The 23,443-nt window shown below is 57.2% G+C and carries 20 protein-coding genes; 10 read left to right on the top strand and 10 right to left on the bottom strand.

Features of this window, described 5'->3' with window-relative positions:
• Positions 1 to 3: 3 nt before the first annotated feature.
• The 3 genes from GQF02_RS02790 to GQF02_RS02780 all read right to left on the bottom strand — a co-directional run bounded on the left by GQF02_RS02790 (position 4) and on the right by GQF02_RS02780 (position 6,011).
• Positions 4 to 1,218: an HD-GYP domain-containing protein gene (locus GQF02_RS02790; protein WP_160794699.1), complete on the bottom strand. Its 1,215-nt coding sequence runs from the start codon at positions 1,216 to 1,218 to the stop codon at positions 4 to 6.
• 45 nt (positions 1,219 to 1,263) lie between these two features.
• Positions 1,264 to 1,752 carry a YaiI/YqxD family protein gene (locus tag GQF02_RS02785; RefSeq protein WP_160794697.1) on the bottom strand — a complete coding sequence of 163 codons (489 nt, stop codon included), beginning with the start codon at positions 1,750 to 1,752 and terminating at the stop codon, positions 1,264 to 1,266.
• Positions 1,753 to 1,841: 89 nt separating this feature from the next.
• Positions 1,842 to 6,011, bottom strand: coding sequence for a DEAD/DEAH box helicase (locus GQF02_RS02780; RefSeq protein ID WP_160794695.1), 4,170 nt, complete (start codon positions 6,009 to 6,011; stop codon positions 1,842 to 1,844).
• 159 nt (positions 6,012 to 6,170) lie between these two features.
• On the opposite strand from GQF02_RS02780, the gene GQF02_RS02775 reads away from it, so the two are divergent.
• Complete coding sequence (locus GQF02_RS02775) at positions 6,171 to 6,791, top strand: LysE/ArgO family amino acid transporter (protein ID WP_160794693.1); 621 nt, start codon at positions 6,171 to 6,173, stop codon at positions 6,789 to 6,791.
• A 61-nt stretch (positions 6,792 to 6,852) separates the two neighbouring features.
• Entirely contained in the window at positions 6,853 to 7,044 is a 192-nt protein-coding gene (locus GQF02_RS02770; RefSeq protein WP_124735541.1) for a Lar family restriction alleviation protein, read from the top strand.
• Positions 7,045 to 7,051: 7 nt separating this feature from the next.
• Here the strand turns inward: GQF02_RS02770 and GQF02_RS02765 are convergent, their stop codons facing one another.
• Together GQF02_RS02765 and GQF02_RS02760 are read right to left on the bottom strand one after the other, a co-directional pair.
• Positions 7,052 to 7,558, bottom strand: coding sequence for an FUSC family protein (locus tag GQF02_RS02765; protein ID WP_124735542.1), 507 nt, complete (start codon positions 7,556 to 7,558; stop codon positions 7,052 to 7,054).
• Between the two features lie 48 nt (positions 7,559 to 7,606).
• Complete coding sequence (locus tag GQF02_RS02760; protein WP_160794691.1) at positions 7,607 to 7,999, bottom strand: helix-turn-helix domain-containing protein; 393 nt, start codon at positions 7,997 to 7,999, stop codon at positions 7,607 to 7,609.
• A gap of 560 nt (positions 8,000 to 8,559) precedes the next feature.
• Here GQF02_RS02760 and GQF02_RS02755 point away from each other — a divergent pair.
• The 4 genes from GQF02_RS02755 (at position 8,560) to pyrI (ending at position 12,446) form a co-directional block, all read left to right on the top strand.
• Complete coding sequence (locus tag GQF02_RS02755) at positions 8,560 to 10,383, top strand: phosphoenolpyruvate carboxykinase (GTP) (protein ID WP_124735544.1); 1,824 nt, start codon at positions 8,560 to 8,562, stop codon at positions 10,381 to 10,383.
• A gap of 293 nt (positions 10,384 to 10,676) precedes the next feature.
• Positions 10,677 to 11,042: a hypothetical protein gene (locus tag GQF02_RS02750; RefSeq protein ID WP_160794689.1), complete on the top strand. Its 366-nt coding sequence runs from the start codon at positions 10,677 to 10,679 to the stop codon at positions 11,040 to 11,042.
• Positions 11,039 to 11,959 carry an aspartate carbamoyltransferase gene (gene pyrB, locus GQF02_RS02745; RefSeq protein WP_124735545.1) on the top strand — a complete coding sequence of 307 codons (921 nt, stop codon included), beginning with the start codon at positions 11,039 to 11,041 and terminating at the stop codon, positions 11,957 to 11,959. The genes GQF02_RS02750 and pyrB overlap by 4 nt, the downstream gene beginning before the upstream one ends.
• 28 nt (positions 11,960 to 11,987) lie before the next feature.
• Positions 11,988 to 12,446, top strand: a complete 459-nt coding sequence (pyrI, locus tag GQF02_RS02740) for an aspartate carbamoyltransferase regulatory subunit (RefSeq protein ID WP_124735546.1) — start codon at positions 11,988 to 11,990, stop codon at positions 12,444 to 12,446.
• Positions 12,447 to 12,560: 114 nt separating this feature from the next.
• Here pyrI and GQF02_RS02735 read toward each other — a convergent pair whose 3' ends face one another.
• Positions 12,561 to 16,046: an indolepyruvate ferredoxin oxidoreductase family protein gene (locus GQF02_RS02735; protein WP_160794687.1), complete on the bottom strand. Its 3,486-nt coding sequence runs from the start codon at positions 16,044 to 16,046 to the stop codon at positions 12,561 to 12,563.
• 254 nt (positions 16,047 to 16,300) lie between these two features.
• Between GQF02_RS02735 and rarD the strand changes: the two genes are divergently transcribed.
• A complete protein-coding gene (gene rarD, locus GQF02_RS02730) occupies positions 16,301 to 17,203 on the top strand; it encodes an EamA family transporter RarD (protein WP_124735548.1) in 903 nt (300 codons plus the stop codon).
• 1 nt (position 17,204) lies between these two features.
• On the opposite strand, the gene GQF02_RS02725 is transcribed toward rarD, so the two are convergent.
• Positions 17,205 to 17,996, bottom strand: a complete 792-nt coding sequence (locus GQF02_RS02725; protein ID WP_124735549.1) for an inositol monophosphatase family protein — start codon at positions 17,994 to 17,996, stop codon at positions 17,205 to 17,207.
• A gap of 120 nt (positions 17,997 to 18,116) precedes the next feature.
• Here GQF02_RS02725 and GQF02_RS02720 point away from each other — a divergent pair, with 120 nt between their 5' ends.
• Positions 18,117 to 18,842: a 16S rRNA (uracil(1498)-N(3))-methyltransferase gene (locus tag GQF02_RS02720; protein WP_160794685.1), complete on the top strand. Its 726-nt coding sequence runs from the start codon at positions 18,117 to 18,119 to the stop codon at positions 18,840 to 18,842.
• A gap of 3 nt (positions 18,843 to 18,845) precedes the next feature.
• Here GQF02_RS02720 and GQF02_RS02715 read toward each other — a convergent pair whose 3' ends face one another.
• Both GQF02_RS02715 and GQF02_RS02710 read right to left on the bottom strand, forming a co-directional pair.
• On the bottom strand, positions 18,846 to 19,388 hold the full coding sequence (locus GQF02_RS02715; RefSeq protein WP_124735551.1) for a hypothetical protein: 543 nt from the start codon (positions 19,386 to 19,388) through the stop codon (positions 18,846 to 18,848).
• 93 nt (positions 19,389 to 19,481) lie between these two features.
• A complete protein-coding gene (locus GQF02_RS02710) occupies positions 19,482 to 19,919 on the bottom strand; it encodes an Mpo1 family 2-hydroxy fatty acid dioxygenase (RefSeq protein ID WP_160794683.1) in 438 nt (145 codons plus the stop codon).
• Positions 19,920 to 20,056: 137 nt separating this feature from the next.
• Here GQF02_RS02710 and hutC point away from each other — a divergent pair, with 137 nt between their 5' ends.
• Positions 20,057 to 20,785 (top strand): histidine utilization repressor, encoded by a 729-nt coding sequence (gene hutC / locus GQF02_RS02705; protein ID WP_124735553.1) that lies wholly within the window; start codon positions 20,057 to 20,059, stop codon positions 20,783 to 20,785.
• 418 nt (positions 20,786 to 21,203) lie between these two features.
• Here the strand turns inward: hutC and GQF02_RS02700 are convergent, their stop codons facing one another.
• Entirely contained in the window at positions 21,204 to 21,749 is a 546-nt protein-coding gene (locus GQF02_RS02700; protein ID WP_124735554.1) for a DUF2059 domain-containing protein, read from the bottom strand.
• Between the two features lie 267 nt (positions 21,750 to 22,016).
• Here GQF02_RS02700 and GQF02_RS02695 point away from each other — a divergent pair, with 267 nt between their 5' ends.
• Positions 22,017 to 23,405, top strand: a complete 1,389-nt coding sequence (locus tag GQF02_RS02695; RefSeq protein ID WP_160794681.1) for an aminopeptidase P family protein — start codon at positions 22,017 to 22,019, stop codon at positions 23,403 to 23,405.
• Positions 23,406 to 23,443: the final 38 nt, after the last annotated feature.

The raw sequence follows: 23,443 nt of genomic DNA, 5'->3' as shown, positions 1-23,443 counted from the left end.
CTTTTACAGGAAGCGTAAGGGATCCAGCCGCCATTTGCTGGCGGACTCGTGCCGTACGATTTTATCTCCGCCTCCCATCCCTAGGTTTCGCGACAGATCGACGATTTCCGGCCGGATATGGGTATTACTCTTGCTGCTGAAGAAGACCTTGACCTTGGGTGCGGCCAGACTGTTATCGTTCTGTTCGATAACGACACCCAAGCGGCCACTTTCCAGCATGACCAGCGTGCCGACCGGATAAATGCCGATACAGCGCATAAATGCCTGCACCAGCTGAGGGTTGAAGTGGAATTTTGACCACTCGTAAATTTTCCGGAGTGCATCGGTTGGTGACATGGCATTGTGGTAGCAACGCTCTGAAGTCAGCGCATCGTAGACATCGACAATGGCCGCCATCTGGCCCAGTTGAGAAATCTCGTCTCCCTTGAGTCCTGCCGGATAGCCGCTGCCATCATGCCGTTCGTGATGCTGGGCTGCGACTTCGATGGATTGGCTGGAAATGCCGTTGGTCGCTTGCAGAATTTGTTTGCTCTCGACGACATGGCATTTGATGATACCGAACTCGTCTTCGGTCAGCCTTCCCGGTTTATTGAGGATGCTGTCCGGTATTTTCATCTTGCCGATATCGTGCAGCATGCCGCCTATACCGGCCAGATGTATGGTTTGCTTGTCCATTCCCATCGCGTTGCAGAAGCTGATCATCAGCGCACCCACGCTGACTGAATGGCGGAAGGTGTAATCGTCCTTGTTTTTGATACGGCACAGCGATAGCAGGGCGCCATTATTGCGCAGAATGGATTGCGTCATCCGTGTAACGGCAGGCTCCATTTTCTCCAGCTCGACCTGCTGTCCCAAGCGCACATCCTGCATGATGTCGAAGACAATTTGATTGGCTTGCTCATTGATCTGTCTGGCTTGGGATAGCTCGCTATAAGCTTCCACCTTGCGCGGCAAAGCTTGCGTACTGCTGGCAAAAGCAATGATCTCGCTTTCCAGTTGCTGTTTGACTTCATGCGCGGTAGGGGCATGGTCCACATCCAGCCCCTTGCTGGTGTCGATGTACACCTCATGGATTCCGCTGGCGGCAATTTTTTCGATTTCGTCCGGTCTGCGCACCAGAAAGCGTTTGCTTAAGAAAGGGTGTGACATCCAGTCGCAATTAAGGTCATGGATGTACATGCCTACCCTAAGGTCGGCTACGTTAATACACTTGATCATATTGTTCGGAATGCAGCTGGGTGAGTCGCAATTTTAGGGTAAATATCAAGCTGTTTGGTGTTGTTTGCCAATGTAAATATGTTTATTGCATTTTTTCCGGGCAAGCCAGCTATCGAGCTGGCGGGCAAAAGCCTGCCGGTCGGCCTGACTAAGCGTGGCCGGGCCACCGCTCTGGATGCCGCTGGCGCGCAGTGTTTCCATAAAGTCGCGCATGGTCAGTTGCGCTGCGATGGTTTCCGTGGAAAACGGCTCGCCGCGCCAGTTCAGTGCGGCTGCCCCCTTGGCCAGTACCTCGGCCGCCAGTGGAATATCGCCGGTAATCACCAGGTCGCCGCAGTTTACCCTGCGTACGATTTCGTTGTCGGCTACATCGAAGCCCTTGGGAACCTGCAGGGCGCGGATGTGTGGCGAAGATGGCACGCTCAACAGCTGGTTGGCGACAAAGGTAGTCTGCATGGCGGTGCGTTCGGCTGCACGGCACAAGACTTCGCGGATGACCTTGGGGCAGGCATCGGCATCAACCCAGATAGGCATGGGCGCTCCGCGGTTTAGACAATTTCATGAGTTTGGTTTTCCTTATGCCCGCCGCGACAGGGCTGCGGGCAGTTTGATGGTCAGGGAGGTCAGCCGCGTATTAATGCCAACAGGTCTTCGCCGGACGGTACGACGGCGCCGCCACCGTCTTCCAGTATGCCGTCAGCCAGTGTGCGCTTGTCGTGGTGCATTGCGATAATGTTTTGTTCCAGCGTGTCTTCATTGACCAGACGATAGACGGTGACCGGGCGTTGCTGCCCCATACGGTGGGCGCGGCCCATGGCCTGGTCTTCGGCTGCCGGGTTCCACCACGGGTCGGCGATGATGACATAGTCGGCGGCGGTCAGGTTAAGGCCGAAACCGCCGGCCTTGAGGCTGATCAGGAATAGCTCGCCTTCGCCGGCCTGAAATGCCGCTACGCGGCGATTGCGTTCGGCAACCGGAGTCGAGCCATCCAGATACTGGTAGGCAATACCGGCGCTGTCCAGCGGCTCGCGCAGCAAGGCCAGAAAATCGACAAACTGGCTGAACACCAGCACCTTGTGGCGGTTGGCAACCAGTTCTTCGGCCAGTTCGGCAAAGGCCTGTACCTTGGCACCGGTCAGACCCAGTTGCGGATTGACCAAGCGCGGGTCGCAAGCGGCACGGCGAAGCTTGGTCAGTTGCGCCAGCATATTCATCCGTGCCTGCGCGCTATTGCCCTCGCTCATGCTTTGCTCGGCTTGCTGCAAGGCCTGACGGCGCAGGGTTTCGTAATGGGCCAGTTCGGCCGCACCGGGTTTGACCGCCAGGACCAGTTCGGTGCGTGGCGGCAACTCGTCCAGCACCTGCTGCTTGGTGCGGCGCAGGATAAAAGGCGCTATCAGGCGGCGCAGCGTGCGCTGGGCATGGCGGTCGTTTTCCCGCTCTATCGGATTGGCAAAGCGTTCGCCAAAGCGCTTGCTGCTGCCAAGCAGCCCCGGGTTGCAGTAGCGCATGATGGCCCACAATTCGGACAGGCGGTTTTCGATTGGAGTACCGGACAGCGCCAGCCTGAAATCGGCATTGAGCTCGAATACGGCCTGACTGCGTTTGGCTTGTGCATTCTTGATGGCTTGCGCCTCATCGACCACCAGTGTGTGCCAGACCTTTGCTGAAAAAGCCGCGCTGGCCTGCAATAGCAGGGTATACGACACCAGTAGCACATCACCGGCCTGTGCTTTTTCTATCATATCGCTGCGGCTGATATCGTCGCCCTCGCTATAAACGCTGACATTCAGCGTCGGTGCAAAACGCCGTGCTTCGGCTTGCCAGTTTCCGGTTAGCGAAGTGGGGGCGACGACCAGCGCCGGGCCGTCTTTGGCGCGCGCCAGCAAGACGGCCAGCGCCTGTAGCGTTTTACCCAGACCCATATCGTCGGCCAGGCAGGCACCGAAACCGGAGGCGGCCAGACGCATAATCCATTGATAGCCATCGTGCTGGTAGTCACGCAGTTCGGCCTGCAAGCCGCCGGGCAAGGCGGGCTTGCTGTCGCTGGCGGCACTCAGGCGTTGCAAGCGTTCACTGAAGGCCGGATCCGTGGTGATGTCCAGCCCGTCCAGTGCATGATCCAGCCATTGCGTTGCCAGTTGCGGTATGCGCGCTTCGTCCTTGTGGATGTCGGCGACGGTGGCGATTTCCGCCAGCCGCGTGCGTAATTCCTGCGTCAGCGTCAGATACTGGCCATCGCCCAGCGCGACAAAGCGGTTTTCTGTCTTGGCAAACTCGAGCAGGGTCGATAACGACAGCACCAACTGCTCGTCTATGCTGGCTTCGCCTTGCAGAGCCAGCCAGTTCTGCCCGCTACTGACGCTGATTTTGACTGCAGCAGGATGCAGGGTCGCTACACGTATGGCTTTGCCGCGCGGCCAGTCTATGCCGGCGATTTGCGGCAGTTCCGGCAGTATGGCCAATAGTGCCAGTGCGTCGTCCGGCGCAGCAATCTCCCATTCCTGTGGTGCTTTGCTCGGCAGCGGGTCCAGCATGTCGGCGGCGGCCAGTACCTCATCCAGATGCCTGGCTTCGGCTTTCAGGTTGCGGCTGGCACTGAGCGCCTCACCGCCCAGACGGGTAATCAGCTGGGCGCGCCCATGGCCCGGTATCAGTCGTGGGCCGGCTTCGCCCAGCGGAGCCGCGACCAGACGCAGCACCAGACCGTCATCCTTGGGCGAGAGTTCGGCGCGCAAGCGCGCATCGGCAACGGTTTCGCGTGCCGCATCAATCTGATTGCCTTCAACCTGAAAATGACCGGCCAGCCCCGTCAGTGCCTGTTGCAATTCCTCGCGTGCCTGAGCTGGCAGGCTCAGTCCTGTTCCTACTAGCTGTGCGGCACGCTGTTGTTCGGGGGTAAAGCGGACCAGCCGCGCGCGGGTCGATGAATCGCGCAGTACGCTAATCAGCCTGAGCGCCTCATGCTCTTTTTCTTGCACCGCTGTCAGGTAGGAGTTTTGCGAGAGTGGCGACGGGCGCATGGCGGGTATGACCTTGATCTTGAGTTCGCCATTGAGCTCGACGACTTCCAGTTGCGGCATGGCCTCTATCAGCTCGATGTTTTGCCCGGGTGCATCGGAAAGCTCGATCATGGGGTGGCCGACCAGGGCCACGATGGCGCTGGCCAGGTCCAGATACAGGGTATTGCCGTAGGCCTTGCGGATGGCGCGGACGACGCGCAGGTCTTCTGGCGGCAGTTTTTCGTCCTTGGCCAGTCGCGACAAGGGCGCCGCCTTGGGCTTACCCCAGCCGCGTACCCCCTGTTTTTGCTCAAGCGGCGTGATGGCGCGCACCTCGTCATTGTCGCCAAGCTCAATCTGCCAGATCAGGCGCGTGCTGGTGTCGGTCGTGGTGTTGGCCGTGCTATTGCCCAGGGCCGTCAGCGCGGCCAGCGTGATACGCCAGCTTTCATTACGCTGGCCGGCAAAAAACGGGCTGCTTACCGATTGTCCATGGCTGTGTGCCCGTGCGGCATTCAGCTGTTCCACCATCCAGTTAAGGCCACAGCTCTTGAGCAGGGCATGCACCAGCGCAACGGCTTCTTTTTCGGCATCGGTCAAAGAGAGAGTCTTGCCTGGTTCCAGCAACCAGACGCGCGCCAGTAAGCGCCAGAAATCGACATCGTGGTAGTAATATTGCGAGCTTTGCAGGCTGAAAGAGCAGGCCGCACGCGGCAACTCGCCCAAGCGGATACGGACGGCGTTGCACAGTACCCCCCAGTGGCTGTCGTTTCCCGGATTCTTGCTGCCGGCTTCGGCGGCGCAGAACTTGCGCGCCAGCTCCAGCTGGGCCGGTGTCTGCTGCGCCATCAAGGACAGCGGATAGAGCCAGGCGATGGTGTCGTGTATCAGTTGTTTGCGCCGCCCGTTGGCTTTTCTCAGTAGAGCCAGGCCCTGCTCGAAGCCCTGTTGTGCGCTGGCCCATTGTCCGTGCGTAGCCGCCACGGCGGCACGGGCGCAGGCGATATAGCCCGGCCATGTGTTCTGGTAGGCGCTTTGAGCCTGGTCAACCTGACTGATGATGGCTTCCACCCGCTGTGGCTGGCCGGACAGAATGGCGTATTCGATCAGGGCTTGGGGCAGCGGGCCGGCATGATGACCCCGATCCAGCAATGCCTGTGCCAGTTGTGGCATTTCTCCATAGCGCTCATCCCATCCCAGTTGCAGGCGCAATAGCGCGACTGTGGCCAGATGGGCCTGCATCTGCGGGTGCAGGCGTTTAAACAGCATGGGGTCGAAGTCATCCAGTCCCGCCGATTGCAGCAGCGCCTCCCAATCGTCGCTACTACGGCACCAGGACTCGAAGCTGTGCATGCGTTGCGGGTTGCTGCCACTATACAGTTCCAGCCGCAGCACGCTGACGGCAATTTCCGGGCTGGAGAAATAGGGCCGCCACATCCGTAAGCTGAGTTCTCCTAATTCATGCACATCCAGCAGTGCCTGTTGCAAATCGCGGGCAGGCGCACTATCCAGCATGTCGAGGTAAGCCGCAGTGATGATCTCGACCGCGAGTTGCCAGTAACCGGTGCGGTTGGGCAGTTCTTCTACCCAGCCTTGCTCACGCAATAGCGTAAGCGTTTCCTGCAGCGTATTCATCTTGAAACGCCGGCTCTCGTCATCGTTCCAATTAAGGCTGGCCAGCAGCTTGCCCAAGGTGGTGCGGGTACAGGGCTGCCTGTACAGGGCCAATGCGCGCAAAATGGTACGGGAGTTATGCGGCTGCAGGGCAAACGCTTCGGTCGTAATCTGCATTGAATGGTAAGTGGCGGGAGGATGGTGCCGGCTATTCTAGCGCAGCACCTGTTTCAGAGATGCGCTTCTATCAGGAGAAGCAGGTGGCAAAGCAGGGCGGATATTGTTTTATTTGTATGGTTAAGATGTATGCTTATGGTTTAATTGTGGCGGCCAGTTATGTTTAATATCAATGTTTTCCTGTCCGCATTTGCGCTGGCTGCCGGTCAGATTATCGGCATCGGACCACAAAATGCTTATGTGATCCGGCAGGGTATTGCCCGCCGTCATATCTTGCCTATCGTTGTAATCTGCATTGTCTGCGATGTGCTGCTGATCAGTCTGGGGGTGTTGGGCATCGGTACCTTGCTGGCTGCTATTCCGGGGTTTATCACCATTGTCAGCTGGCTGGGTGCCGGGTTTATTGCCTGGCTTGGGTTACGCGCTTTGCGCTCGTCGTTGCAACCACAGGCTTCCTCGCTGGAGGGTGACATCGTGCATGAGCGGCGCGGTGCTATTCGTAGTGTTTTACTACTGACCTTGCTCAACCCTTATGTGTGGCTGGATACCGTGGTATTGATTGGCGGCTTGTCTGCCGCTTACGGCGAGGCCGGGCGACTGTCCTTTATCGGAGGCGCATTGCTTGCCTCCGTCTTGTGGTTCTCTACGGTAGGATTTTTAGCCGGACGGCTGGCACCTTATTTTGCCAAGCCGGCCAGCTGGCGCATTCTGGATGGTGTGATTGCCGCGGTAATGTTTGCAACTGCCATTTCCCTATTGCTTAACTTTGGCTTGAAATGAAAGCGGGTCAAGCGTGGTCATACGCTATGATCCTGATCTAGCGAACCGAAAAGAGATGACCATGACGGAAACTAACACCACTGTGATCAAACCATGCAATAAATGCGGCTCGCGCGCCGAGCTGGTCAAGGCGGGTTCACACCGTTTCTGGGTGCAGTGTATGGAGTATATAGGTCAAGGCAATTGCACCGGCATCGGCGCCCAAGCGGACAACAAGAAAGAAGCGATTCATAACTGGAACAGCAGGCGCTGACAGTCAGTCAGGGTCTGGCCATATCCGGGTGTGGCCATAGCCAGGCCAGCAACAAGGCAATACCTGAACCTATCGCGGCTTCGAAAAAGCGCAGGCTGGCGTTGACCAGCGGGGGCAGCCCGGGATGGACGGCTGAAATGACCAGTACTACCAGTACGGTGACGCAACCCAGACGGCCGTTGTCCGGTACGCTTAGCAGCTGGCTGAGTAATATCGTCAGAAATACACAGACAAAACCTGCAGCCCAGTTATTAGGCAGCAGAATCAGATAAAGCCAGCCCACGGTGGCACCAATCAGGGTACCCAGCACCCGTTTGCTGGCGGCCTTGATGGTCTCGTCACTTGTCGCCTGCAAGACCACTATGCCGGAAATGACTGCCCATAAACGGCCTATCTCGGCTGAAGCACCGGGTATCTTTCCGCCAAGCACATAGCCGCAAGCGCCAGTCAGCATGACCAACAGCATGATGCGTATAGCGGCAATAAAATCCAATTTGCCAAATTTGATGCTCACAGCTATTCCTACACATCATCAATATGCTTAAGAGTGTAGACCTTAGCCTCAGAACTCGATGGTGACTTTCTTTGCACCCAGTATCTTGGCCCGGGCAATCAGTTGTTCCAGTGTCGCGTCGGTTAGCAGGATGGCCGGTAAGACAGGGGTAGCCAGTTCGGTCTGGGGTAGCGGATCCATCATGGCCGGTGCCGGACGCATCCGTACGGCAGGCTGCACAGTGGATTTGACCTGCAATTCGGCCAGAACGCGAACCAGGCGTTCGTATGCCTGAGGGCTGGGTTTGATGTGGCTGTTGTCTGTTGCCTCGTAGCGCTGGATTGCTGCAGTAGACAAACCTACCTTGTCGGCCAGGGCTGTACGCGAGAGCTGTAATTCCTTGCGCAGGTTTTTCAGTGCTGACGGGAAGTCCGGGCTCTCAAGGACAGGCAGAACAGTCATGGTGGTCTCACTCGGGTTCATTATGGTTTGTATCATACACCCCTAATTCATACATGCATACAGCGTAGTGTGTGAATTGTTTGCGATGTATGTATGAATGCAAATAGATACAGTCCTGATTAACGGTAATCCCTGTATGATTTGTTGTGTATCAATGGGTTGTAAGTGTGTTGTTATGTGTATGATTTGTGCGAAGCGGTGAAATAATACAATGCTACAGGGGTAGATTGCCAGATTTAATTAATCATACAATACACACGTAATAATACAAACTGTGTCAGCACGGTATCGCATCATAGATCTGTTCCCAAGGGCGCTGGCTAAATACAGTATGGATTATGTTTATGGGTTAGGTGTTTAGGGTTTGTTTTGTGCAGTTAAAATGCTTCTGTTGTTTTGTGTCAAGCAAAGCAGCCAGCTAAAGCCATGGACGCTACTTGTTGTGTGGGCAAAAACGCAATGCGGCTATGCTGATGACAGATTGTCGAGACGCTGGATTGCAAATCTGTGAAAATCGCATAGCCAAATTAAATATTCGACTCATTAAACAGAGGTGTTACATGCAGTCCACTGCTCCCGATTACATCAAACATGCAGGTCTGCTTGCCTGGGTTGCCAAAGTGGCCGAGCTGACCCAGCCGGATGCTATCCACTGGGTAGATGGCTCCGAACAGGAAAATGCTTTGCTGCTGGAGCAGATGGTCGCGGCCGGTACGCTGACTCGCCTCAACCCGGAAAAGCGGCCCAATAGCTATGCTGCTTTTTCTGATCCGTCCGACGTGGCGCGCGTGGAAGATCGCACCTATGTCTGTGCCGCAAATAAGGCAGATGCAGGCCCGAACAATAACTGGATGGATCCGGATGAAATGCGCGGCACATTACAAGGCTTGTTTGCCGGCTGCATGCGTGGCCGTACCTTGTATGTGATTCCGTTCAGCATGGGGCCGCTAGGCTCGCCGATTGCGCATGTCGGAATCGAGCTGACCGATTCGCCTTATGTGGTGGCCTCGATGCGCATCATGACGCGCATGGGACGGGCGGTGTACGACGTGCTTGGTGAAAATGGCGACTATGTACCATGCATTCACACCGTCGGTGCACCGCTGGCTGCCGGAGAGGCCGACAAACCATGGCCTTGCAATCCTGATACCAAGTACATCGTCCATTTCCCCGAGACGCGCGAGATCTGGTCCTATGGCTCGGGTTATGGCGGCAATGCTCTTCTGGGCAAGAAGTGCTTTGCGCTGCGCATTGCCTCCACCATGGGGCGCGACCAGGGCTGGCTGGCCGAGCATATGCTGATTCTGGGTGTGGAAAGCCCCAAGGGTGAAAAGTCTTATGTGGCAGCCGCATTCCCCAGCGCCTGCGGCAAAACCAACTTTGCCATGCTGATTCCGCCGGCGGCTTATCAGGGCTGGAAAGTCACCACGGTAGGGGATGATATTGCTTGGATCAAGCCGGGTAGCGATGGCAAGCTGTATGCCATCAATCCGGAAAACGGTTACTTCGGCGTGGCGCCTGGCACCTCGGTCAAGTCCAATCCTAATGCCATGGCCATGTTGCAGCAGAATGTAATCTTTACCAATGTCGCGCTGACCGATGATGGGGATGTGTGGTGGGAAGGCATGAGCAAGGATGTCCCTGCGCATCTGACCGACTGGCAGGGCCAGGATTGGACACCGGAAATCGCCAAGGCGACCGGACGCAAGGCTGCCCATCCCAATTCGCGCTTTACCGTTTCCGCCACCCAGTGTCCTTCGCTGGACCCGGCGTGGAATGATGCCGCTGGTGTACCTATCTCGGCCTTTATCTTTGGCGGCCGCCGCTCGTCTACCGTGCCGTTGGTGTTTGAAGCGACTGGCTGGAGCGAGGGGGTATATATGGCGGCAACCATGGGGTCGGAGACTACGGCCGCTGCCATGGGCGCACAAGGTCAGACCCGACGCGATCCTTTCGCCATGCTGCCTTTCTGTGGCTACCACATGGGGGATTACTTCAACCATTGGCTGAAGGTGGGGGGGGAACTGGAGCAGGCGCCGGCTATTTTCTGTGTGAACTGGTTCCGCGTGGATGAAAACGGCCGTTTCCTGTGGCCAGGTTTCGGTGAAAACATGCGGGTGCTGGAATGGATCGTCGGTCGGGTGCAAGGAACCGCCAAGGCCGAGAAAAGCGTACTGGGCTGGATGCCAAGCTATGACGATCTGGACTGGAGCGGTCTGGATGAAGTCAGCCGCGAGCAGTTTACCGACCTGATGAAGTTGGATACCGAGGCTTGGCGTAAGGAGGTTGCGGCGCATGGTGACTGGCTGGCCAAACTGGCCGACAGGTTGCCAGCGAGTCTGGCCGAGCAGCGTGTCCGTTTGAGCGCGGTTCTTGAGGGCTGATTTTCATCCGTGCAAGGCGGATTTTATGTCAGGCTTTAATATGATTTTCGTCTGAATCCAGCAGCCCGGCAGGCTAGACTTGCCGGGCTGTTTTGTTGGGTTTTTGAATGCTTATCCGGTTTTTCCGATGATAATGCGCGGTCTCTCCGTGTTGGCATCAAGCCTGGGCTGACCTGGCGGTTCTTTGCATCGGCTTGCAAGAAGGCCATTTTTTCTTGCTATAAAATCTGCGTGCTTTTGTTTGGCTCCAGCATATTTTTTGATGTTAAGTCGTTGGGTTGGCGGGGTGAAAATTGCTGGCTTTAGCCGATTTTCGGATTTTGAGTTTTAAATTTTTAAATTATCTGCATTTTCATGCCAAAATCCGTATTGATTTGTTGTTTTTTGGTCTTGTTTTGTCGTTGATGCGACATGGGGCTTCTTCATTTCGACAACTACGATTAGAATTGCGCGGTTTGTTCGGAGGCATGAAAAAGTGGCATATAAGCAGGAAATTATTCAGCAAATCAACGCGGTCAACCGCGCTGTTGCTGTTTTCTTTGTCGCGCCACTGCTGCCCGAGCAGACATATTATTTTTTTAAAAAAAGCTCCTGATTATTCAGGAGCTTTTTTTTCATCTAATAACATCAAAACGACAGGAACAGGAGCCATACCATGACAAATACGCTCTACCGCAAACACATTATCTCTATTCCGGACTTTACCCGTCAGGAGCTGGAGCTTGTCGTGGAAACCGCAGGCCGGCTTAAGCGCGAGCCGCGTAATGATCTCTTGCAAGGCAAACTGATTGCCAGCTGCTTCTTCGAGCCATCCACTCGCACCCGCTTGTCGTTTGAAACGGCAGTCCAGCGTCTGGGCGGCAATATCATCGGCTTTGCCGATGGCGGCAATACCTCGGCCAAGAAGGGTGAAACCCTGGCCGACTCGCTGAAGATCATCGGCGACTATAGCGATGCAGTCGTGATGCGCCATCCGAAAGAAGGCGCAGCCCGTCTGGCCAGTGAATTTTCTCCGGTACCCATCATTAATGGTGGCGACGGCTCCAACCAGCACCCGACCCAGACCCTGCTTGACCTGTTTTCTATCTATGAAACCCAAGGTACGCTGGAAAATCTGACCGTCGCTTTTGTCGGTGACCTCAAATATGGCCGCACGGTGCATTCGCTGACCCAGGCGTTATCGCTGTTCAATGCCAATTTCTATTTTGTGGCGCCGGAAGCCCTGGCTATGCCGGACTACATTTGCGAAGAGCTGGATGAAAAGGGTATCAAGTACACTCTGGTCAGCAGCCTGGAAGAAGTCATTCCGGAAATCGATGTGCTTTATATGACCCGTGTGCAGCGCGAGCGTTTTGATGAAGCCGAATTCAAGAAGATTCAGGGTCAGTTCATTCTCAAGGCCGATATGCTGAAGCATGCGCGTGAAAACATGAAAATCCTGCATCCACTGCCGCGCGTCGACGAGATTGCGGTCGATGTGGATGCCACGCCTCATGCCTATTACTTCCAGCAGGCCAAGAACGGGGTGTATGCGCGTCAGGCGCTGTTGTCCCTCGTGCTGAACGAAACCGTCTGATAAAACCGGATACAAGGAAGGATTCACCATGCAATACACGCGCACCGTAGAAGCACTGAAAGAAGGCACCGTAATCGACCACCTGCCCGCCGGACAGGGCCTGAAAATCCTGCGCCTGTTCCGTCTGGCCGACACCGGCGAGCGGGTCACTGTCGGTTTGAACCTGATCAGCCGCCATATGGGCAACAAGGACATCATCAAGGTCGAGAATGTGGCGCTGACCGCAGAGCAGGCCAACGAGCTGGCATTGTTTGCGCCGCAGGCAACGGTCAACGTGATCGAAAACTTCGATGTTGTCAGAAAGCACAAGCTGGTGTTGCCGGAAACGATCGAAGGTATTTTCGCCTGTCCGAACTCGAACTGCATTTCCCACAACGAGCCGGTTAGCAGCTTTTTTTATGTCAAAGAACATAAAAATGACACAAAGATGCGCTGCAAGTATTGCGAAAAGGTGTTCAGTAAGGATATCGTTGCCGAAGTGCGCTAAGTCGTACGAAGGGTGTAGAGGGAAGCATGACATAAAGCACCGCGTTTGACGGTGCGTCAAAATACAGAAGACGCCACGGTAAACCGTGGCGTCTTTATGTTTGCGCCGCTTGAATCAGGCAGCCTGACGCGGGTGTTTTTTTGCCAGCACACTCGCCTGCAGCGCCGTGATTTTGACATCAGCTGCCTGATAGTTGCGCTGTTTGATATGACCGAAGCCGCGGATGGCGTCGAAACTGCGTACCAGTTCGCAGGCTTGTTCCAGATTGTTTGCGTTCAGTAAAGGCAGCAGAGTCCTGATCTGCTGCTCGAAGCGGGCAATCAGCAGGCGCTCGAGTTTCCGGTCTGCTTGCCAGCCAAACGGGTCAAAGGCGGTATGACGCAAAAACTTCAGTCTGGCCAGCCATTTCATCGCCGTCAGCATCCAGGGTCCGAAGGCCCGCTTGTTTTGCCGCTTTCCGCTTAGCCATGATGGCGCCAGCTGAAAGACCAGCCGGTAGTCTCCGTCAAAGGTGGCGGCAAGCTGCGCCATAAAATCGCCATCGCTGTACAGCCGTGCCACCTCATATTCATCCTTGTAGGCCAATAGTCTGGCGTAGCTGTGCGCAACGGCCAGCGCCAGACGCGTGCTGGCCGGATTGGCTCGTGTTTCCGCCTGTTGCACCTGCTCGACCAGCGCGCGGTAGCGTACGGCCAGCGCTTCATTCTGGTAGGCGGTGAGCAGGGCGCTGCGTTGCTGCACGACATGTGCCACGGTTTCACGTGAAACAAAGGCCACTACACTGCCCGGGTTCAGCATCTTGTCCAGCATGGCCGGCTGATGGGCTGCATGGCGCCCCCACTGGAAAGCCAGCTGGTTAAAGTCGACTGCCGCACCATTAATGCGGATGGCCTCCAGAATGGCCGCGGCACTCAAGGGCACCAGGCCCTGTTGCCAGGCATAACCCAGCATGAACATATTGCTGGCAATCGCGTCGCCTAATAGCCGGGTGGCATGGCCGGTGGCGTTGATCTCGAAATAGCGTCCGGCACCAACCGATTCGACGATGGCATCCTTCATGGCACGGGCTGGAAAGGCTTGATCGGGATGGGTCAGAAAAGCACTGGTTTGTGTCTCGTTGCTATTGATGACGGCGTAACTGAAGCCGCTACGCATTTTGGCCAGTGTTTCTTCTGCGGAACTGACGACCAGATCGCAGCCCAATACCAGATTGGCATCGCCGGCGGCGATGCGCACGGCGTGCAATGCCTGTTGCGAGCGGGCGATGCGCACATGCGACCAGACCGAACCGCCTTTTTGTGCCAGCCCGGCCATATCCAGCACGGTAATTCCTTTGCCGTCCAGATAGGCGGCCATGCCCAGAACTTGGCCGATGGTGACGACACCGGTGCCGCCTATGCCGGTAATTACGATGCCGTAGGGGCTATCCAGCGTTGGTAGAACGGGTTCGGGCAGCGCCGGCAAGCGGCTGATATCGAACTGTCTGGCGGCAGGTTTTTTCAAGTGGCCGCCTTCGATGGTGACAAAGCTGGGGCAGAAGCCTTCCAGACAGCTGTAGTCCTTATTGCAGCTGGACTGATCGATAACCCGTTTTCGTCCCAGCGGGGTTTCGATGGGCATGACTGACAGGCAGCCGGATTTTTCGCCACAGTCGCCGCAGCCCTCACATACTTGCTGGTTGATAAACACACGTCGTGCCGGATCGGGGTAGAGGCCGCGCTTGCGACGCCGGCGCTTTTCCGCGGCACAGGTCTGGTCGTGAATCAGGATGGTGACGCCGGCAGTGGCACGCAGTTCAAGCTGCAGACGTTCGATCTCGCGGCGGTGGAATACTTCTACGCCGGGTGCCAGCGTATCGATCAGGCCATGTGCCGCATGATATTTTTCCGGTTCATCGCTGGTGATCACGATACGTGCCACGCCTTCGGCCGCCAGCTGGCGCGTAATCAGGGGGACATCCAGCTTGCCGTCCACATGCTGACCGCCTGTCATGGCCACGGCGTCGTTATACAGAATCTTGTAGGTGATATTGACGTTGCCGGCGACGGCCGCACGTATCGCCATCAACCCGCTGTGAAAATAGGTGCCGTCGCCCATATTGGCAAAGACGTGCGCGGTGCTGGTAAAGGGTGCTTGCCCAAGCCAGGCGACGCCTTCGCCACCCATCTGGCTGAAGGTCTTGGTATGCGGCTCGATCCAGGTCGCCATATAGTGGCAACCGATACCACCCAGTGCACGGCTACCGTCCGGCACCTTGGTGCTGGTATTGTGCGGGCAACCCGAACAATAGTGCGGCACGCGCGCCAGGCTTGCGCGCGGCCTGACCAGCTGGGCTTCTTTTTCCCGGTAAAACTGCAGACGCTGGTGGATAAGCGGACTGTCCACGATGTTGGCGAGGCGGCTGGCGATGGCGCGTGCAATCATGGCCGGTGTCAGCTCGCCAGCTGCAGGCAGCAGCCAGTCGCCATGGGGCAGAGCCCATTCGCCTTTCTCCGCAAACTTGCCTACCACGCGCGGGCGTACATCTTCACGCCAGTTGTACAGCTGCTCTTTCAACTGGTACTCGATGATCTGGCGCTTCTCTTCAACCACTAAAATTTCGTCCAGCCCTTCGGCAAAGTGGCGCACGCCTTCCGGCTCCAGCGGCCATACCATGCCGACCTTGAAAATGCGCAGGCCGATCGCGGCTGCGAGGCTTTCGTCTATGCCCAGATCGTCCAGCGCCTGCATTACATCGAGATAGCTCTTGCCGGTAGTGATGATGCCCAACCGTGCAGTAGGCGAGTCCAGCGTGATGTGGTTAAGCTGATTGGCGCGCGCATAAGCCAGTGCTGCATACAGGCGCTCATGCAGCACGCGCTTTTCCTGTACCAGTGGCGGGTCGGGCCAGCGGATATTGAGGCCACCTTCGGGCAGCGGGAAGTCGTCGGGAATGACCGGCTGCAAACGCTCGGGTGACACATCGACGATGGCGCTGCTTTCTATGGTGTCGGTGATGGCCTTGAGTGCCACCCAGCAGCCGCAGTAGCGGCTCATGGCCCAGCCATGCAGGCCGAAGTCGAGGACTTCCTGTACGCCGGACGGGCTGAGTACCGGAATCATGCTGGCAGCGAGAATATGGTCGGACTGGTGCGGAAAGGTCGATGATTTGGCTGCGTGGTCATCTCCACATACCAGTAGTACCCCGCCCTGTGCACTGCTGCCGGCCACATTGCCATGTTTGAGTACATCACCGGAGCGGTCGACGCCGGGTCCCTTGCCATACCACAGGGCGTAGACGCCATCGACTTTGGCACCCTCGAACAGGCCTAGCTGCTGGGTGCCCCATACCGCCGTCGCGGCGAGGTCTTCGTTCAGGCCGGCGTGAAACACCACCTGATGAGCCTGCAAATGTCCGGCTGCCGCCTGCATGGCGAGGTCGACATTGCCCAGGGGCGAGCCGCGGTAGCCGGTGACATAGCCGGCGGTATTAAGTCCGGCCTGCCGGTCGCGCAACTGCTGCATCATAGGCAGGCGCACCAGCGCCTGAATGCCGTTCATCAGCACCTGGCCATTCAGGATGGTGTATTTGTCTTCCAGCGAAGTCTGGCGGATGGACATGGATGCTCCTTGACGATGGGCGCTTGTGGCGCAGTGGGCGGCGCAGTTGATCTTGTGGATCGTGCTTTAGTTGTAGCGTCTGCATTGCCATCCATCAGCAAGATAGATAAGCCGGGAATAAAGGGCAAAAGGCTTGACGTTTATCTCTGCGCTTTGTGGCCTGTACGCCAGTGCAGCAAAGTTCGCCGCCGCCGATTTAACCGATACCCATATGTGTTAATGTGGTTTCCTCTGCTGAAACCCGATTGTCTGCCATGACTACCCTTTCTTCAGCCAGTACCCGTCAGGGACTGGTTTTTGCTGCTGGTGCCTACCTGTGCTGGGGCTTGTTTCCCTTGTACTGGAAACCGCTGCACGAAGTGCCTGCCTTACAAATTCTGGCCCATCGCATCGTCTGGTCGGCCTTGCTGCTGACCCTGATTCTGGCGATACGCGGGCAATGGGGCTGGCTTGCCGAATCGCTGCGCGACAAGCGGCGTATGGCTTTGCTGGCCGTTTCAGCCACCATGTTGTCGTGCAATTGGCTGGTGTATATCTGGGCGGTGACGCATAACCGGGTGATCGAGGCCAGTCTGGGATATTTCATCAATCCGCTGGTCAATGTTCTGCTCGGATGGCTGGTGCTGGGGGAAAGGCTGACGCGACTGCAGAGTATCGCTGTCGCGTTGTCGGCGTTGGGGGTTGCTTGGTTGACGTTCAGCGTGGGCACGCTGCCATGGATCGCGCTGGTGCTGGCAGTGTCTTTCGGTATTTATGGTTTGTTGCGCAAGACCGCGCATCTGCCGTCGCTGGAAGGACTGGCACTGGAAACCTGGCTATTGTTTCCGCTGGCCTTAGGGGCTTTGCTGTGGTTTGAAGCGCAAGGAGAAGGGGTATTCGGTCACGCCGCAAGCGGGATCAATCTGCTGCTGATTGGCGCCGGTATCGTGACGACCATCCCGTTGCTATTGTTTGGTGCCGGCGCGCGGCGCTTGCCGATGACCATGCTGGGCTTGCTGCAATATCTGTCGCCGACCATACAATTTTTGCTGGGGGTCTGGCTGTATCACGAGCCTTTTTCCGGCACGCGTCTGATTGGTTACGGCCTGATCTGGAGCGCCTTGCTGCTGTACTCCGGGGTCAGCCTGTTTGGTGCACTGCGCACGCGCCGTACCTGAATCAGCGGTTGCTGCGCACCCAGCCCAGCCACTGGGTAAACAGGGCCGGGTTGATGGCGGCAATGGCCGAGCGCGTCCAGAGCGGCCCCTGCCAGTAGTCGTCATCGTCCAGCGTTGCGATGCAACCGCCGGCCTCCTGCAGGATGAGGGCACCGGCAGCATAGTCCCATAGCCGCTGGCCGCCGTGCAGGTAGATATCGTAGCGGCCGCTAGCCAGATAGCACCAGTCCAGCGTACTGGAACCCATATTGCGCTGGCTGGCACAGGGCGCCACGCTGTGTATGCGCGAGGCCAGACGCACCGAACGCAGATATTTGATGTCTATGCTGGCGATGGCGTCACTGATGGGTTTGGCGGTCTGCTTGAGCGGCAGGCGGCTGCCGTTCAGATAGGCACCCAGTTTGCGGCGCGCATAGAACATTTCGTCGGCCACCGGGTTATAAATCACGCCGATTTCGCTTTTTCCGTGGCGCATCAGCGCCACCGATACGGCAAAATAAGGCAGGCCGTTGACGAAGTTGGTGGTGCCATCGATCGGGTCGACCACCCACAAACCATCCTGGTTTTCCTGCCACAAGGCATCCTGTTCCGCCGGACTCATTTCTTCGCCCAGTACCGGATAGGGCAGGATTTGCGGCAGCAGACTGGACAGCGCCTGCTGACAGGCAAGGTCGGCCTCGGTAAACAGCGTACCGTCATCCTTGCGGCTGGCTCCCACATGCAGGAAGCGCGGCATGACTTCGGTTTGTGCGACTTCGCGCACGGCACTGATCACCTGATCGACAACATGCATACTGGCGGCCTTTTGCTGGATGCCGGTCAAACACCGGCCGAACGCTATAATAGCGAACTCATTATATTGCGGTGCGGATAAAATATCCGTTCCGCCTGCTTATCTCGGGATGACCCAATAATGCCAAGGTTTTACGTCGACACGCCACTTTTATCCGATCAGGAATTTTCATTGCCGGAGGAAGTGGTGCGCCATATCCAGGTTTTGCGCTTGCAGGCAGGAGACAGCATCACCTTGTTCAACGGCCAGGGCGGCGAATATCCGGCAACTTTGCTGATGCTGGGCAAGCGCGACGCGCGCTGCATGATCGGCCCCCATTTGCCTGCCGGCTGCGAAAGTCCGGTATGGCTGGGCTTGGCGCAAGCCATATCGGCCGGGGACAAAATGGAGTTTACCCTGCAAAAGGGGGTGGAAATGGGGGTCAGCGTATTTCAGCCGCTTTCTACCGAGCGTTCCATCGTCCGTCTGTCGGGCGAGCGCGCGCAAAAGCGCATTGAACGCTGGCAGGAAATCGTGGTGTCGGCGTGCGAGCAGTGCGGCCGCAATACCATCCCTGAAGTCCGTCCTATTCTGACGCTGAAAGAATGGCTGGCGCGCCCGCCTGAAGCCGATGCCCGTCTGATCCTGTCGCCACTGGGCGAGCGCAAGCTGGCGGACCTCGCGTGTGCACCGCAAAAACTATGGTTGATGGCCGGGCCCGAAGGCGGGTTTTCCGGACAGGAAGAACAGGCGGCACTGGCATCCGGCTGGACGCCTTTGCGTCTGGGGCCGCGCGTGCTGCGTACGGAAACCGCCGCACTGGCCGCGGTGGCTGCGGTACAGACGCGCTGGGGAGATTACTGCTGAGGCTCAGACTTCGCGGTAAACCAGATTGCCCGAAAACAGCAGTTCTTTGTCGCTAAGCTGGGCATGGCTGGCACCGGGCTGGATGCGGTCGAACACGAAGCGGCGTGCACCGCATTGCAAAGTGGCCGGGATGGGGGCATTTTCGTAGCGGCCGACAATTTCTTCCGATGGTACCGGCTCTACCCCTGCCGGCAGCGATACGCCTTGTGCTGCCGGTAGTTCCAGTTCCCAGTCCTGGGCATCTTTTTCTGGCAGTTTGGCCGGTGCTGCCTGACGCAGCCATAGCAGCAGCAGCCATTGCGGCAGCAGGGCCTTATGCACGCGCTTGTCGTCGGTGATAACGCAGCTCACCTTGAACTCGCTGTTGCAGCCTGGGCAGCGCGCCAGCGCGACGATAAACAGACGGTCTTGAACCATGACAGCCTCACCTGCCATATTGTCTGCCGCGACCAGTTGCTGGCACTGCGGACAATGTTTGGCAAAACGGCTGATCGAGTTGCCATTGTTGAAGCGGATAGGTAAGTAGCGTGCGATAGGTCCGGACATGCGATGACGTTGCCTGTGGTAAGTAGCGCCGTCATTATACGTCAGCCCGCAAGGTGATTGCGCCTGGCGTGTGCTATATGGCAAGACTGCTGTTTAAAACTTCAGGTGCAGGGCACGGAACAGATGCGCCAGCGTCCAGGCCGGGCCTATCAGCAAAAATTGCACATCCTTAAAGAAGGAAGGCTTTTTGCCCTCTATCTTGTGGCCGATAAACTGACCTATCCAGGCCAGCACAAAGACCAGCAGCGACAGTGGCAAGACCGGAATGCCAAACGCGGGCAGCCAGGCCAGTAGCCCCAGCATGGCACCACACATCAGACCCATCGCCAGCGCCATGCGCCAGGATAGCCGCGCATAAAACAGCAGACCCAGTGTCAGCAGGACATAGGCCGGATTAATGGGCGCTGGAATGGACGAGACCAGTCCGAACACGGCAAACACGATGGCGGGTACACATAGCTTGTGGATGGCGATATTGGTCGGGTGGCGGTGGCTATCACCATAATCGTCCAGCCATTGCGTCAAAGTCATGCCTGATCTCCGTCTTTTTATTCCAAGACAATAGCTTTTGCCGTCCAGGATTGGCAAGGCATTTGATATGGAACAAACCTGCGGCCATTGGCAATAGGGCATTGCATCGTCCATCGTTAGAATAAGAAAACCCTACTATGGACATTGCAGTGAACCAGACCGCCAAGCCCCGTTTCCAGTGCATCAAGGAACATATCCTGGATGGCATCCATCGCCAGCTGTATTTGCCCGGCTGCAAAATCCCGTCCGAGCTTGATCTGGCAAGGGATTTTGCTGTTTCGCGCATGACGGTGAACAAGGCTTTGCGCGAACTGAGCGATGAAGGGGTCTTGCTGCGTTTTGCTGGCGACGGCACTTATGTGGCGGAAAACAAGGTGGCCGCGCCTTTACTGGACGTCAATAATATCCGGCAGGAAATCCATACCCGCGGTCATCATTATGTGGCGGATGTCGTCAGTTTATGTGCGCTGAAGGCGGATCAGGAGACGGCGCAATATCTCGAAGTCGAGCCCGGAACTCGCCTTTACTATTCGCTGATCGTGCACCGAGAGGACGGATTGGCGGTGCAGCTGGAAGAGCGTTTTGTACATCCGCACTGGGTGCCGGATTATCTGGCGCAGGATTTCAGCAGCGAGACGCCGAACAGTTATTTGCGGCGTAGCGCGAGCCTGACCGAAATAGAGCATGCCATTTCTGCGGTCATGCCGGGTCTGCGGGAGCAGAGCTTGCTGGCGCTTAATGCCAACGAGCCCTGCTTACTGGTACAGCGCCACAGCCATTCGCACAAGAATCTGGTGAGCTTTACCCGGCTGTGGCATCCCGGGCACCGTTACAGCCTGCATTCGCGCGTGTTGCTGGACAGTTAGACGCGACAAAAAAGCATTGTCCCAATGACGAGTTGGCGTAGAGAGGGGCTTTGGGTTTTGTATCCGCTGCGCGGACCTTTTTAGCTTGCCGCTTCCGCGCGGCATGCAGGAAAGGGGCCGGACGTGCCCGGCCCCTTTCATCCCCGGCGCCCCCGAAGTCTCGTGAATTCCCGGCGTAAAAGCCTCCGGCGAGGCGCTGGCCCGTGTTTGAGCGATTCGCTAGCGTCGAATCGCTCAAACACGGGCCAGCTTAAGACCTCGCCAGAGGCTTTTGCACCGGCGCGAGCCTAACGGGGAAGGGGGCTGACGCATGAATAGCCTGCATCGCACACCATAAATACCAACGCACAAGCAGAACACCACCCAAAAAAAGGCCACAACCGCAAGCGGTGTGGCCTTTTGTCTATTTTTCAGTGGCTTACTTGCCGCTGATGCTCTTGCCGTAGCTGGCAGCTGCGGCTTCCATTTTCGGCAGCAGCGCTTTTTGTGCGGACTGCATCACATCGGCGGCGGCACGGTCAATGACTGCGCCATTGGACTGCAGCCATTTCTGGCCGGCAGGCGTTTTGACGAAGGCGGTAATCTGCTTGATCTCGGCGGTGGTAAAGGCGGAGCCGTAGCTGTTTACCAGCGCCTGTTCGAATTGTTGCTTGGTCGCATTGGAGTCGAAGTAGTCTTTCACCAGTTTCATCTGGCCATCGCCATAGGCTTTCAGACCATCTTGTGCTTTTTTCTGCTGTTCAGCGGTCAGCTCGATCTTGTTGTCGACCAGGTATTTTTGCAGCAGTGGGCCGGCGCTGGTGGCGGCGCGTTGAGCCAGCATAGGCAGCATGCCGTTGATGCGGGTTGCGCTGATCAGTTCCTTGACCGCGGCCGTATCGGCTGCAGGCGCGGCCTGAACCATCATGGGTACAGCCAGAAGCAGGGCGGACAGCAGACCGGCGATGCGGCGTTGAGCGAACATGAAGTTTCCTTTTCAATTAAGCCAGATGCACAGGGAAAGCAGTTTGGCATTTGCTGTGCTTTTGGTCAAAGGCTGTGCAAATGCTTACTTTTCTATTGAAGCAGCTATTGTGGTGTATTGCCCGTATTCAATAGGCAGCACTGCTAAAACTCGGGGTCGGTTAGTTGCTACTCTGTCTGGTACAGGGCGGCTACGCTATGTTAAGTTAGTCGATTGTATACAAAACACCACAGCTCAAGGCTGCACTTACACGCAAGGACACACACTATGTTTGCAGCAGAAATCTATAGCGCCCGTCGTGCCCGGCTGGCGGATGCCGGCTTGTCCGGTCTGGTGGTATTGCTGGGCAATGTCGATGCACCGATGAATTACGCGCATAACCCCTACCACTTCGTGCAGGACGGCAGCTTCCGTTATTTCTTCGGTCTGGATATGCAGGGCCTGGCCGGCGTGCTCGATCTGGATCAGGGCGAGGTCGCGCTGTATGGCGACGAGCCCGAGGTCGCGGACATTGTGTGGACCGGCCCCTTGCCTGCGCTGAGCGCGCGTGCGGCCGATGTCGGTGTCGGCATTACCCGGCCTTATGCCCAGCTGGCAACGGCGATACATGCGGCGCAGGCAGCCGGTCGTCCGGTGCATTATCTGCAGCCTTACCGTGGCGAAACGGTGCTGGAGCTGGCGCGCCTGCTCGAATGCAGCAGCGACAATATCAAGCCCGGCTTTTCCGTGGCGCTGACTCATGCTGTCGTTGCCCTGCGTGAAATCAAGCAGGATGTCGAAATCGCCGAAATGGAAGCGGCGCTGGCCGTGACGCGCGAGATGCATATCGCGGCCATGCGCGCAGCGCGCCCCGGTGCTTTCGAGTATCAGGCAGTAGGTGCAATGGAAGGCATTATGCGCAGCCAGGATCTGCGTCTGGCCTACCCGTCCATTTTCTCGCGTCGCGGCGAAGTGCTGCATAACGAGCACTACAAGGGACAGCTGCAAGCCGGCGATCTGGCGCTGAACGATACCGGCTGTACCTCGGCCGGCGGCTACGCCAGCGATATCACCCGCACCATTCCGGTGGGCGGGCGCTTTAGCGACAGCCAGCGTGCCATTTACGAGATCGTGCTGGAAATGCAGGAAAGTGTGATCGCCGCACTGCGCCCAGGCGTGCGTTATCTCGATATGCACAAGCTGGCGGCACGGGTGATGGTCGAAAGAATGACGGCGCTGGGCTTTTTCCATGGCGACGCGTCGGAAATCGTCGAGTCGGGCGCTTACGCCATTGCCTTCCCGCATGGCCTGGGCCACCAGATCGGGCTGGATGTGCACGATATGGAAGCGCTGGGGGAGGATCTGGTCGGCTACGGCGAAGGGCTGGTGCGCAGCGAGCTGTTTGGTCTGGGTTATCTGCGTCTGGCCAAATCGCTCAAGGCCGGCATGGTGCTGACCGTCGAGCCCGGCATTTACTTTATCCCTGCACTGATCGAAGCTTGGCAGGCCGAAGGCCGCCACGCCGGTCTGATCAACTACGCCCGCTTCCTGGAGTACCGTGATTTCGGCGGCATCCGTCTGGAAGACAATGTGTTGATTACGGCCGATGGCAGCCGCATTCTGGGCGAGCCTATCCCCAAGACCGTGGCCGAAGTCGAAGCGGTGATGGCCGCTTAAACCGGATGCAATGTTGCATGAAAGCCGCCTGCTGGCGG

Source organism: Craterilacuibacter sinensis (genome assembly GCF_009831765.1).
Lineage (GTDB): Bacteria > Pseudomonadota > Gammaproteobacteria > Burkholderiales > Chromobacteriaceae > Craterilacuibacter > Craterilacuibacter sinensis.
This window is presented reverse-complemented; position numbering and strand designations above follow the sequence as displayed.